Source organism: Streptosporangium album, from assembly GCF_014203795.1.
GTDB classification, from domain to species: Bacteria; Actinomycetota; Actinomycetes; order Streptosporangiales; family Streptosporangiaceae; genus Streptosporangium; species Streptosporangium album.
In genome coordinates, this window is record NZ_JACHJU010000001.1 from 2,231,300 (window position 1) to 2,243,808 (window position 12,509).

Annotated in this window: 11 protein-coding genes and 1 pseudogene; 8 read left to right on the plus strand and 4 right to left on the minus strand. The window is 68.9% G+C overall.

Features of this window, described 5'->3' with window-relative positions:
* Positions 1 to 112 precede the first annotated feature (112 nt).
* Complete coding sequence (locus FHR32_RS10545) at positions 113 to 3,229, minus strand: bifunctional cytochrome P450/NADPH--P450 reductase (RefSeq protein ID WP_184754142.1); 3,117 nt, start codon at positions 3,227 to 3,229, stop codon at positions 113 to 115.
* Between the two features lie 76 nt (positions 3,230 to 3,305).
* Here FHR32_RS10545 and FHR32_RS10550 point away from each other — a divergent pair, with 76 nt between their 5' ends.
* The gene (locus tag FHR32_RS10550) at positions 3,306 to 3,908 is read left to right on the plus strand and encodes a TetR/AcrR family transcriptional regulator (RefSeq protein ID WP_184754143.1); all 603 of its coding nucleotides are present in this window, start codon (positions 3,306 to 3,308) and stop codon (positions 3,906 to 3,908) included.
* Between the two features lie 134 nt (positions 3,909 to 4,042).
* On the opposite strand, the pseudogene FHR32_RS46635 reads toward FHR32_RS10550, so the two are convergent.
* Positions 4,043 to 4,369 (minus strand): annotated as a pseudogene (locus FHR32_RS46635) (hypothetical protein); the annotation flags it as partial.
* A 212-nt stretch (positions 4,370 to 4,581) separates the two neighbouring features.
* Here FHR32_RS46635 and FHR32_RS10560 point away from each other — a divergent pair.
* The 3 genes from FHR32_RS10560 to FHR32_RS10570 all read left to right on the plus strand — a co-directional run bounded on the left by FHR32_RS10560 (position 4,582) and on the right by FHR32_RS10570 (position 7,041).
* Entirely contained in the window at positions 4,582 to 5,145 is a 564-nt protein-coding gene (locus FHR32_RS10560) for an RNA polymerase sigma factor (RefSeq protein WP_184754144.1), read from the plus strand.
* Complete coding sequence (locus FHR32_RS10565) at positions 5,145 to 6,089, plus strand: CU044_5270 family protein (protein WP_184754145.1); 945 nt, start codon at positions 5,145 to 5,147, stop codon at positions 6,087 to 6,089. Before FHR32_RS10560 ends, FHR32_RS10565 begins: the two co-directional genes overlap by 1 nt.
* Before the next feature lie 235 nt (positions 6,090 to 6,324).
* On the plus strand, positions 6,325 to 7,041 hold the full coding sequence (locus FHR32_RS10570) for a class IV adenylate cyclase (protein ID WP_184754146.1): 717 nt from the start codon (positions 6,325 to 6,327) through the stop codon (positions 7,039 to 7,041).
* Positions 7,042 to 7,063: 22 nt separating this feature from the next.
* On the opposite strand, the gene FHR32_RS10575 is transcribed toward FHR32_RS10570, so the two are convergent.
* Positions 7,064 to 7,699 (minus strand): recombinase family protein, encoded by a 636-nt coding sequence (locus tag FHR32_RS10575; RefSeq protein WP_221465817.1) that lies wholly within the window; start codon positions 7,697 to 7,699, stop codon positions 7,064 to 7,066.
* Positions 7,700 to 7,946: 247 nt separating this feature from the next.
* On the opposite strand from FHR32_RS10575, the gene FHR32_RS10580 reads away from it, so the two are divergent.
* From FHR32_RS10580 to FHR32_RS10590, 3 genes are read left to right on the plus strand one after another with little or no spacing between them, the layout of a single operon-like run.
* Positions 7,947 to 8,564, plus strand: a complete 618-nt coding sequence (locus FHR32_RS10580; RefSeq protein ID WP_184754147.1) for a hypothetical protein — start codon at positions 7,947 to 7,949, stop codon at positions 8,562 to 8,564.
* 17 nt (positions 8,565 to 8,581) lie between these two features.
* A complete protein-coding gene (locus FHR32_RS10585; protein WP_312882247.1) occupies positions 8,582 to 9,712 on the plus strand; it encodes a sensor histidine kinase in 1,131 nt (376 codons plus the stop codon).
* On the plus strand, positions 9,709 to 10,428 hold the full coding sequence (locus FHR32_RS10590) for a response regulator transcription factor (RefSeq protein ID WP_184754149.1): 720 nt from the start codon (positions 9,709 to 9,711) through the stop codon (positions 10,426 to 10,428). The genes FHR32_RS10585 and FHR32_RS10590 overlap by 4 nt, the downstream gene beginning before the upstream one ends.
* 306 nt (positions 10,429 to 10,734) lie before the next feature.
* Here FHR32_RS10590 and FHR32_RS10595 read toward each other — a convergent pair whose 3' ends face one another.
* Positions 10,735 to 11,184 carry a very short patch repair endonuclease gene (locus tag FHR32_RS10595; protein WP_184754150.1) on the minus strand — a complete coding sequence of 150 codons (450 nt, stop codon included), beginning with the start codon at positions 11,182 to 11,184 and terminating at the stop codon, positions 10,735 to 10,737.
* A gap of 183 nt (positions 11,185 to 11,367) precedes the next feature.
* Here FHR32_RS10595 and FHR32_RS10600 point away from each other — a divergent pair, with 183 nt between their 5' ends.
* Complete coding sequence (locus FHR32_RS10600) at positions 11,368 to 12,471, plus strand: DNA cytosine methyltransferase (protein ID WP_184754151.1); 1,104 nt, start codon at positions 11,368 to 11,370, stop codon at positions 12,469 to 12,471.
* Positions 12,472 to 12,509: the final 38 nt, after the last annotated feature.

The following is a 12,509-nucleotide window of genomic DNA, read 5'->3' on the forward strand; positions in this document are numbered from 1 at the left end:
CCCCGAGTTGCGATCCCTTACCTGGGTGAGACTCTCCAGAGCTCTCGAAAGTTCGCATCGGCCTCCGAGGTGTACCCGGCCGGGTGCCCGCGCCGGCCGGGAGGGCGCGAGGTCAGGCGAAGACGTCCTGCTGGTAGCGGCCCTCGGCTTCCAGGGTGCGCAGCCATTCCTCGCCGTCGCCTCCGGTCCTGTCCCGGTAGATCGCCGCGAGGGCCTGCCGTACGGCGGGCGCCATGCGGAGCCCGTCGCCGCAGACGTAGACGTGGGCGCCCCGCTCCAGCAGCGTCCAGAGCGTGTCGGCCTCGGCGGCGACCGCCTCCTGGACGAAGCGGAAGGGGTGGTCGTCGACCGCGGAGAACGCGGCGTGCGCGCGGGCGACCCCGGCCGCCTCCCAGTCCTGGAGTTCCGAGCGGTACAGCCAGTCGTGCGAGGGGTGGCGGCAGCCGTAGAAGACCTCGGCGGGACCGGTGGCACCGGTCAGAGCCCGCTCCTCCAGAAAGCCGCGCAGCGGGGCGAAACCGGTGCCCGGGCCGACGAGGATCACCGGGGTCGCCGGATCGTCGGGGAGGCGGAACGGAGGGGCCGGAACCCGCACGTATCCATAGAAGACATCGCCGGGCTCCAGGCCCGCCAGGTAGGCCGAGCACATGCCCCGATACTCGCCGCTGCCCGACCAGGAGGGCCCTTCCACCAGGCCGACGGTGATCCGGACCCGGCCGGGGGAGGCCAGCGGCGAGGAGGAGATCGAGTAGTAGCGCGGCCGGATCGGTCCGGCCAGCTCCAGGAAGACCGGCAGGGGCAGGGTGATCGCGGGGAACCGCTCCAGCAGCGTGAGCACCGAGACGCGCTTGGCGAGGATCTCGTCGGCGTAGGCGGCCTCCAGCTCGGCGAGCCGCCCCCGGGTGTGAGGGCACTCCGTCTGCCCGGCCAGCGCCGAGAGGTCGGAGCGCGTGGCCACCTCCTGGAGCTCGGCGAACTCGGTCAGCAGCAGCCCGGCGGTCACCGGGGTGTCCACGGGCAGATGGGTCGTCCCCCGGGAGCGGAGCCGTACGACCTGGTCGCGGGGGACGCGCAGGCAGCGCAGCGCCCACTCGACCAGCTCGGGGGCGTTCTTGGCGAAGACGGCCAGGTGGTCACCGGCCGTGTAGGTCGTTCCCGGGGGCAGCTCGGCCACGATCGAACGCACCCCGGGGCGCGGAGCCTCCAGCGCGAAGTCCCACAGCCCGGCCGGGTCGCCGGTCAGCTCCTCGTTCGAGAGCACGGTCAGCGGGACCGCCTGCGGGGACACGACCGCGGGGCGCACGTCGGCCTCGGTGAGGACGTCCATCTCGTAGCGGGGCCCGCTCTCGGCGGCGGCCGTGCCGTACTCCTCCGCCAGCGCCGCCCAGAGCGCGCCGGTCCACGCCGAGACGTCGCCGTCGAAGTCGCCGTCCGCGTCGGCTTCGCCGCGGTCGATCAGCGGTACGGCTCCCGCCCGGGTGAGCTTGTCGAAGGCCCGCCGGGGGAAGTCCTGGTAGGTGGGCCACTGGGTGTTGCCGCAGCCGAGCAGTGCGAGCCGTACCCCGTCCATGGCGGGAAGCTCCGTCAGGGCGTCGAAGCGCTGGGCGTTGTCGGGCGCCTTGCCGTTGTAGGTGGAGGTGATCACCACGAGGAGCCCGTCCCGGGGCGGGTCGAGCTCGTCCAGGGTCGTCAGCGTGGTCGCGAACCCGGAGCGCCCGGCGCGCTCGGCCAGCCTCTCGGCGACGTCGGCGGAGGTGCCGAGGTTGGAACCGTAGGCGACGGTGAGGCCGACTCCGGTGACGGCCACCTCCACCGGCTGTTCCGCCACGACCTCGACCGTCTCGGCGACGCCTCGTTCGTACGGCTTGCGTTCCCTGACCCGGACCGTGAAGCCGTCGGGCTTGACGGTGAGCGTCTGCTTGATCTCCATCCGGTAGGCGTCCGGGTCGGAGATCGCGAACCGCTGCAGGATGACGGCGAGGGCCAGCCGCGCCTCGGTCAGCGCGAACTGGCGCCCGATGCAGGCCCGCTCGCCGTTGCCGAACGGCTTGTAGGCGGCGGGGTGGTGGCCGGCCCTGTTCTCCGGGAGCCAGCGGTCGATGTCGAACTCCTCCGGCCGGTCCCACGCCTTCGGGTGCCGGTGCAGCGGCGGCAGGAGGACGACGGCCGGCTGGCCCTCGCGCACCGGGTAGCCGCCGACCGTGGTGTCCTCGAAGGACTTGACGGCGAACGCCGGGATCGGGGACCAGATCCGCAGCGTCTCCTCCAGGATCCGCGGGATCACGTCCAGCTTCATGACCGTGTCGTAGGTGGGGACGGTGTCACCCGGCAGCAGCCGGTCCACCTCGGCGTAGGCCCGGGCGAGCACGTGCGGGTTGCGCAGCAGGTTGTAGAGGGCGAAGGAGAGCAGCCCGCTGGTGGTCTCGTGCCCGGCGATGAGGAAGGTCAGGACCTGGTCGCGGATGTTCTCGTCGGAGAGCCGCTCGCCGCTCCGCGGGTCGGCGGCCTCCAGCATCAGGCCGAGCAGGTCCTTGGTGCCGCTCCGGCCCGCGGCCCGGCGCTGCCTGATGACGTCGTCCACCAGCTCCTGCATGGTGAGGATGTCGGCGCGGTAGGCCTCCTCCCGCCTCTTCTTGAGCTTGGTGACCAGGGGGAGCTGCCGGTTGCGGAGCATCGCCTCGGTCAGCGCGCGGCCCATCGCCTGCAGGAACGGGTGGAGTTCGGGTGAGTCGAAGGAGTTGAACCGGTAGTCGAACCCGGTGAGGGAGATCGTGTCGAGCGTGAGCCTGGTCATGTCGTCGGCCACGCTGACCTCGTCGGAGACCGCCCACTTGGCGGCGAGCTCCTGCGCCACCTCCAGCATCTGCGGGAAGTAGGCCTTCATGGACCGCTGACTGAAGGCCGGCATCAGGATGCGGTGCGCGTGTCCCCAGACCGGTTCGTCGTGGTGGGCGGTGAACAGCCCGTCGCCGGCGAAGTCGCGGACGATGGAGAGCGGCGGGTCGATGCCCTTGTAGAACCGCGTCTCGTCGCAGAGCTCGGCGACCAGGTCGGGATCGGACACGAACAGGACCCTGCGGCCGAGCAGGTCGAGCTGGTAGATGCCCTCGTCGTGCTCCGCGGCGAGCTTCTCGAGGAACGCGGCGGGCGCGTGCGCCGGGATCTGGAGCGTGTTGCCGAGCACGGGCAACCCCTGCGGGGCGGGGATGGATCGGACCGCTGTTGCCATGGGAACTCCCCCCTCTGCCGGCGATCTACCGATACCGCCAGCCATACACTGTATGTCTGACGCTACCATACGGTGTATGGCAGTGAGTGCGCGCAGGGGACAGCCCCTGACGCTTGAGGAGATCTACGCGACCACGCTGCGCCTGGTCGACGCCGCCGGGGTGGACGGGCTGTCCATGCGCAAGCTGGCGGCCGAGCTCGACGTCAACCCGATGTCGCTCTACCACCACGTGGAGAACAAGGAAGCGCTGATGAGCGGGGCCTGCGCCGTCGTCGCCTCCCGGCTGCGGCTGCCCGCCGACGACGGCGCCCCGTGGCAGGACCAGTTGCGCGCGCTGGGCCACGCCTACCGGTCCCTCGCGCGGTCGCACCCGTCGCTCTGGTCCTACGTCAACGGCCACCCGAACCTGGTCAAGCAGGAGAACACCCTGTGGGCGGTGTTCAACCGGATCCTCTGCGCCGCCGGGATCCCCGCCGAGGATCTGGTCCACACCCGCAAGGTGCTGTACACCTTCGTCTCCGGGTTCCTCAGCGCCGAGACCAGCGGGCTGCTCTTCGAGCTCGAAGGCACGGCGGACGCCGACAGCGCCTTCGAGATCGCCCTCGACCTGATCGTGGCCGGCCTGGAGTCACGCCACTCCGCGGTAGCCGGACCGCCGCCGGAGCCCCTGGGTCGATGAAGCCGGGTGGTCAGGACGCCGGCAACCGATCGGCGAGCCGGTCCAGCCCCCGCCTGCCCGTACCCGTCGTCACCGAGCGCGTCGACGGCGGCCCGCCCGCGTTCGAGATGGTCGTGCGCACGGTCGAGGTCGCCGAGCTTGCGATAGGCGTCGCCCAGGTTGAGATGCAGGGAAGGATAGAAACCCCGCACGGAGCCGGCGACACCCGCCTGCCGCGCCCGCTCATCGGTGACCAGGTCGGCCGCCTCCAGGGCGCGCAGGTCCCAGCGCAGCTCCTCGCGCACGTCGTCCTGGACGTCGGCCATCGAGTGCGCCAGCGCACAGCGGTGCAGCGGGTCGCCGGCCGCACCGATCTCCTCCCACAGTCCGGCGAACAGCCGCCGCGCGGCCTCCCGGTCGCCGCTGCGACCCAGTTCGATGCCTTGGCCGATCCTGGTCATCGTCGCGTCGGGCTCGGTCATCCGGTCTCCTCCTCAGGGGGCGATGGTGCCCCGGCGACTGTAGCGGCGGGCACCGACACAAGCCCGACCCAGCTCACGGTGGGGGTTCTCGACCCCGGGCCGGAGGTGCGGCGTTCCGAGTGGCGTGCGTCATGTTTTCCACCGGATCGAGAACCCGATCGCGGTCTTCGGGAGACAGCAGGGTGACCGACCGACCTCACTAAGGAGGGCCGTTGACCATTGAGACGGCCGAACTCGACGACGCCGAGCTGATCAGGCGATCCGCGGGCGACCCAGAGCAGTTCGCCGCGCTGTTCGACCGGTATGCCCGGCAGATCCACCTGTACGCCGCGCGGCGGATCGGCACGCAGGCCGCCGACGACATCGTGGCCGAGACGTTCCTGGCCGCGTTCCGGCGGCGCGGTACGTACGACCTGTCGTTCCCGCTGGCACGCCCCTGGCTGTACGGCATCGCCACCACACTCGTCGCCCGGCACCGGCGCCAGGAGGAGCGGTTGCTCCGGGCGCTGAGCCGGACCGGCGTGGACCCGCTGCCGGAGGCGGTGGCCGACACCGTGGTCAGCAGAGTCGCGGCGCGCGACAAGCAACGCGAACTGGCCGGGGCGCTGGCGTCGCTGTCTCGCGGCGACCGCGACGTGCTGCTGCTGGTGGCGTGGGAGGACCTCAACTACGAGGAGGTCGCGCAGGCGCTCGGCATTCCGTTGGGGACCGTACGGTCGCGGCTGCACCGGGCCAGGAAGAAGGCACGGACCGTGCTGGGAGACGAGGAGCTGTGATGAACACGATCAAGGATTTCCGGCGGGACACCCCGCCGATGACGGCGCAGGCGGAGAGCGCCGCACGGGCGCGGCTGCTGGCCGTGGCGCGGGAACCGGAGAGGCGGCGCGCACCGCGGCTCGGCCGGCGACTCGGCCGGCGGCTCGCGGTCGCGGGCGCGCTGGCCGTGACGGTCGGCACCGGCGTGGTGGTGGCGACCGACCGGCCGCGCGCGGTCATCCCGGTGGCGAGCGTGCAGGAGCTGGGCGAACGGGCCGCGCAGGCCGCCTACGACGACCGCGGGCAGGTGCCCAACCCCGGCCAGTGGCTGTACATCAGGGAGCTCCAGGCGCCGCAGTCCAAGGACGAGAGCTACGGGGTGGACGTCTCCCAGCGCGTCGTATGGGAGCAGTGGACCAGCGTGGACGGCAAGCAGATAGCGGGCCTGTTCCCCAACGGCAAACTGCTCGTCCAGGGAAACCATCCGGGGCTCGGCGCGGCCGACCTGGCCCGGCAGCCGGTCACCCCGGAGGGGGTGCTCACGAAGATCCGCCAGAAGCTGGAGGGCATGCACATGGTGTGGGCAACCGGGCCGGCTCCCTCCATGGACGAGCAGCTCTTCCAGGCCGTCTACCAGCTCATGGACACCCAGGCGCTCCCACCGGAGGTGCGGGCGGCGCTGTTCCGCGGCCTGGCCACCATCCCCGGCGTGAGTTTCACCGAGGACGTCTCGGACGCCGACGGCCGGAGGGGGGTCGCGTTCAGCCACACCGGTGAGTCGGGCCGCTACGACCTCATCCTCGACCCCGTCGACTTCCGCTTCCTCGGCACCTACGGCGTGACTGTCAAGGACCGGACCACGGACTACACCGATGCCCCGAACCAGGTCGTCAAGGCGGGCACGCCGCTCACGCTGACGGCCCGGCTGGAGACCAAGGTGGTGGACGGCCCCGGACAGAAATGAACCCGCACGGGGCGGGGCTGCCCGCGCGGCCCCGCCCCCGACCGCGCCGAACATCCGATGGCTGCCGGTGCGGCGGACTCATCCGGCGCACCGACCGGTATATGCCGGTCGGCGAATCCGCAACCGGCGAACTCCGCTTGGAGGTCGTCCGCTTCCGGGATGGGTTCGCGTGGTCGCCGGGAACGCCATCATGATCTAATCCGCCCGTCAGACCACTCGACGCGAGGGAGCACAGATGCCCATCGAGTACGAAGCCAAGGTGCTGGACATCGATCCGGACCGGACCGCCGACCTGATCATCGCCCTCGGCGGGGGGAAAGTGGCCGGCACCAGGCTCATGCGCCGCTACGTCTACGACATCACCCCGGGCGACATGGGCCGATGGATCCGGCTGCGCGACACCGGCACCGAGATCACACTGACCGTCAAGGAGATCACCGACGACGGCATCGACGGAACCCGGGAGACCGAGGTCGCCGTCCTAGACTTCGAGACGACCAACGAGCTGCTCGGCAAGCTCGGCTTCACCCCGAAGTCCTACCAGGAGAATCGTCGTACCAGCTTCACGCTCGACGGGGCCGAGCTGGAGATCGACGAGTGGCCGGGGATCCCGCCCTATCTTGAGATCGAAGCCGGCGACCGCGACCACGTCATCGCCGTCGCCCGGCGGCTCGGCTACGACGAGGAACGGCTGACCGGCGAGAACACCCTCAAGGTGTACGCCCGGTACGGCATCGACCTCACCGCGATCGCCGACCTGAGATTCGACACGGAGTCGGTCGGCACATCCTCCTGGACGACGTGCAACGCCGCGTCCTCTACCGCAGCGCCCCGCCCGGCCGATCCCCACGAGCTCGCCACAGCTCAGCCGGGCGACACCGTTCACCTGGTGCCGGGATCCTCCGCCAAAGCGACGATCGCCGTGGTGCCCGCGGGTGACCTTGACCAGTGAACCCAACACCGCACTGGGGCCATCAGCGCGCGGTCGGCACCACGTCGCCGGCATCGGCCAGGACGCGATACACGCTCGCCACCGAGGGATGCCGGCCCTTGTTCTTGCCGGTGGGGATGACCAGCTTGCGGGCAATGTCAGGCACGGCCACACCCCGCTCGCGCAGCGTCCGGGCGTAAGCGATCATGTCGTCGTCGAACACCTTCGGCCGTCCGCCGTGGCGGCCGCGGGCTCGGGCCGCGGCCAAGCCTTCATTGGTGCCGATGACGATGAGTTCGCGGATGAACTCCGCGAGAGCGGCGAAGACGTGGAAGATCAGGCGGCCACCGGGGGTGGTGGTGTCGATCCTCTCCTGCAGGGAGGTGAAGCCAATCTCGCGACGGCGTAGGTCGGCGACCATGGTGATGAGGTCGGCCAGGGAGCGGCCGTAGCGGTCGAGGCTGGGCACGACCAGGGTGTCGCCGACAGCGAGAAAGGCGTGACAGGCCTCAAGTTCGGGCCGCTGAGCATTCCTGCCCGACGTGGAGTCGGTGAAGATGCGTCGGCAGCCGAAGGCGGTCAATGCGTCGATCTGCCGTTCGAGCTTTTGACCCTTGGTAGAGACGCGGGCGTAGCCGATGCGGATCTCGGTGCGGGCGGTGGGGAAGGCGTCGAGCAGGTTGCATGACGCGGGGGCGCACGCGCCCGGCGGCGGCGCTCAACCTGCTCGCGGTGGTGGCAGCGACCCGGAGCGCGGCCTCCCTCCGGCGCGGACCTGGGGTCGCCGCATCGGCGGTTGCTGAGGTTGGCGGCGGCGCCCCGGATCCCTCTCAAGAGGGATGTGGGAGTTCGCTCGCCTCGGCGATGTCCGTGCGGCCGCGGGAAACCAGGATTGGGGAGGTCATCACCGCTAAGGAGTCAACGAGATGAACCCCCGTATCGCCTTCGTCGCCGCCCCCGTCCTCACCTTCACCTACGGCGTGATCCGCATCCTGGACAACCTAGACGGCAGCCGCGGTCCCGGGCTCGCCTGGACGACCGGGCACCTGGCCTTCATCGGCGCCCTGGCGTTCTTCGCCATGACATTTCATGAGATGCGGAGGCTGGCCGGTCGCGGACGCCTGGCCACCGGGCTGGCCTCCGCCGGATATATCGGCATCACCACGCTGATAGCCCAGTTCGCCATCGACATCGTCGTGGGGTTCCGCTCAGCCGACCACTCCGCGATGGGCGTGCTGTTCGATCAGGTCCAGGCGGTTCCCGGGGTGCAGCAGGTGATCTACGACTTCGGGCCGCTGCTGTTCTTCGTCGCCCAGATCGGCCTGGTCCTTCAGCTTGCGATCCAGCGCCGCGTCAAGGCATGGACGCCCGTCCTGGTGATCGCTGACGTCCTGGTGCCGTTCGTGGAGAAGGATCTCATGCCGCTGGGCGCCGCTTTCCTGCTGACCTCCTTCCTGGCGCTGGCCCGTGTGTCCCGCGCGTCCCGCCTGGCTGACGGCCGGCACCGCGTGGTCGAGCCCGCCGTACCGGCTTCTGCGCGATGAGTGGAGAATGCCGAGTTGTGTTCCTTTTCGATCGGCTGCGTGCCATCCCGGCACGCCGGCTGGACCTGGCGCTCGCCGCGCTCGTCCTGGCGGCCCAGCTCTGGCCACTCCTGTCCAGCCCGGAATCGTGGAGTTGGTGGGGGTACGCCGTCGTGCTCGCGGCGGCCGCACCCCTGGTGTGGCGGCGGCGCGCGCCGGTGGTCGTGCTCATGGTCACCCTCGGCGCCGTCGCCCTCTACGACCTGTCCGACCGGGTCGCCGCACAGCCCATTTGGTATGGCGCGCTGGTGGCGATGTACTCCACCGCCGCCTACGCCCCCCGGTGGCCGCGCATCCTCGCACTGGCCGTGGCCACAGCCGGCGGGCTCGCGTTCACCGGATCGTCCGACACGGCGGTGCGCGGCGTCGTGCTGTTCGTCGCCGCCTACGCCGTCGGCCGGGCCGCGGCCGTCTCCAGGAGCCACGCCGCCGCGCTGGAGGAGCGGGCCGCCCAGCTCCAGCGCGAACGCCAGGTCGAGGCCGAGCGGGCCGCAGAACGCGAGCGGGCGCGCATCGCCAGGGACATGCACGACATCCTGGCCCACGCGGTCAGCCTCATGGTCGTCCAGGCCGAGGCCGGGCCGGTCGTGGTGCACAGCGATCCCGACCGGGCCGAGGCCACGTTCGACGCGATCGCCGCCTCGGGGCGCGACGCGATGGTGCAGCTCCGCCGGCTGCTCGGCGTGCTCAAGGAGGGCGATGGCCCGCGCGCGCCGCAGCCCACACTCGCCGACCTGCCCGACCTGGCCGACCAGGTTGCGGGTCCCGGGCTGGCCGTGAACTACACCGTCACCGGCACCCCCGTCCCGCTCCCCGGCGACGTCGACGTCGCGGCCTACCGGGTGACCCAGGAGGCGCTCACCAACATCGTCAAGCACTCCGGTGCCACCCGCGCCGACATCCGATTCGACTGGCAGGACGACGAACTCATGATCCGCATCACCGACGACGGCGGGGGGATCCCGCACGCGCTTCCCCACGGCGGTAACGGCCTGATCGGCATCCGCGAGCGCGCCGCCGCCTGTCACGGCACCGCATCCGCGGGACCGCGCCCTGATGGACCCGGCTTCGAGGTCGTCGTCCGGCTGCCCCTCGGGGTTGCGGCATGAGTGGGCTGCGCGTCGTCATCGCCGACGACCAGGAGCTCGTCCGGGCCGGGTTCGGCATGATCCTCGAAGCCCAGCCCGACATCGAGGTCGTCGCCGAGGCTGGGGACGGGATCGAGGCGGTCGAGGCGGCCCGCGCGCACGAGCCGGATGTGCTGCTACTCGACATCCGGATGCCCCGGATGGACGGCATCGAAGCGGCCAGGATTGTCTCGGCCGAGACGGCGTGCCGGGTGCTCATGCTGACCACGTTCGACCTCGACGACTACGTGTTCGAGGCGCTGCGGGCGGGCGCGAGCGGGTTCCTGCTCAAGGATGTACGGCGGGCCGACCTCGTGCACGCCGTACGCGTGGTGGCGGCCGGCGAGTCGCTGCTGGCCCCCTCGGTCACCCGCAAGCTGATCGCCGAGTTCACCTCCCGGTCTCCGGCCGCGAAGCCGCCGGCCAGAGAGCTCGACGTGCTGACCGCCCGGGAGCAAGAGACCCTGCGGATGATCGCCCTGGGTCAGTCCAACGCCGAGATCGCCTCACGGGTGAGCGCCTCGTTCAGGACGGCCAAGGTGTCCAGCACGAGCGGCACATCCGGCGACCCGGGCGACAGATCGGCATCCCGGCCGTCGACATACTCGTGCAGCAGCACGATCCATCCCTCTACCTCGCCGCTCCACGTCAGGGGGCGCGGGAAGGCCGGGCGGCAGTACGGTGCCCCGCGCGTATAGCGACGCGGCCGGGCTGGCAGTGGAGACGGCCTTGAGGAAGACTGTTCCGCCGTCCTCGGTGTGCAGCCGGGCGGCGATCCCTGGCATGAACCCTTTGGTCACGGGTTCGGCCTTGAGGACCTGGCCGACCTGCTTCTCGACGGCATCGCGCGTGCCGTCGGGGAGGTTGTCCCACTGTTGTCTCATGGTCAGCTCTCCCTCGGGTCGTCGGCACAGTCGGCGTAGCACTGGCTGCACTCCTCGGCGGGAATCCACAGCTCGGGACGACCGGCAAGCCCGCACTATTTCGGCTCCTGTGTGGACCGGTTACTTTCGCTCAGCGGCCGGAGCCCTCCGACGGGTGGCCACGGCGTCAGCGACAAGCGCGGCCGCCTGAACAGGATCTTGGTGTTCCCAAATCCGTACGACCAGCCACCCCTCCTCTGCTAGAAGACGGTCGGTCTCTGCGTCGCGCTCCCTCGTTCGCCGAACCTTCTCCGCCCAGAAAGTCGCGTTGGTCACTGCCACCGTGTGATGTTCGGGGCATCCGTGCCAAAAGCAGCCGTCCATGAAGACGGCGACCTTCGCTCTCGTGAAGGCGAGATCCGCTGTGCGGCGGACAGCCTTGAGAGGGCGATGCGAGACTCGGTAGCGCAGGCCAAGCGCATGTACGGCACGACGGAGAGCAAGTTCGGGCTTCGTGTCACGCCCCTTGTTGGACTTCATGCTCGCCCTGGTGGCTTCGCTCGACGCCCACGATTCGACTGCCTTGGTCACAGATCCACCGTAGGTCCGATCGGTTCGAAACCAAGAGAGTACGAACAGTTGCTCGATTTAGTTACGAAGGAGGTGTTCACTGTCTTCCGAGGGCCCTCTCAGGTAGCAGGGAGGAACAGGAGGCTCAGGCGAGGCGTTTGCCGCCTATAGTTACGCCGATGTAGGTCCGACTGGGGAGAACCGATGAGCAACCAGGCTATCCGCATGATCGACCTCTTCGCCGGGTGCGGTGGCATGACTGCAGGGTTCGTGCGGGAGGGCTTCGTCCCCGCCCTGGCCGTGGAGTGGAACCTGTACGCGGCTGCGACGTATGCCGCCAACTTCGGCGCGGACCATGTGATCGCAGGCGACATCGCCGATGTCACGAAGGATCGCATCCCCACTGCCGATTTGATCATCGGGGGGCCTCCATGCCAAGGATTTTCAAATCTGGGCAGCAAAGACATCAATGACCCGCGTAATCAACTCTGGAAAGAGTACGTCCGGTTCATCACACATGCCCAGCCAAAAGTCTTCGTGATCGAGAATGTCGATCGCTTCATGAAGAGCAGCGAATTCGCTCTTCTTAACCAAGAAGCGGACGGAGGAATGTTGAAGGATTATAAGCTTTCCTTCAATATCCTCAACGCGGCAGACTATGGCGTCGCACAGCGCCGCAAGCGCGCCATTGTCATCGGTTCTCGGGTTGGCAAAATTCCCCTACCTCGGCCTACTCACGCCAAAGACCCAGGGCTGGACCCCGACCTCACGCCATGGCTGACAACCGCTGATCGAATCAAGGATCTGCCCAAAAACCCCGACACCACTGAACTTCCCGATTCGAGCATCGAATTCTTTGACAAGAAGATGCAAGGGATTTTTAAGGGCTTGGATCTCCATGTAGGACGACAGCCGACAGAAAGATCACTGGAGCGATATAACCATATCCCTCCAGGAGGAGGTCGCTTCAATCTACCCGACCACCTTCTCTCTCCGTGCTGGCGAAAGAAGAAAACCGGAACAACGGACGTCATGGGACGCATGCAGTGGGATAGCCCGTCCCTGACAATTCGAACAGAATTTTTCAAGCCAGAGAAGGGGCAGTACCTTCACCCGCAGTGGGATGAAACCGACCCTTCAAATCGCGTCAACCGCCCGATAACTCACCTCGAAGCCGCATTACTTCAAGACTTCTCCCCTGGATACCAGTGGTGCGGATCAAAAGTTGAGATCGCCAGGCAGATCGGCAATGCCGTACCCGTCGGCCTTGCCCAAGCATTGGCCAAGCACATTAAGAAATATCTATAAATATCGCCACAACCCCCGCGGCCCCTTGGCGATATTTG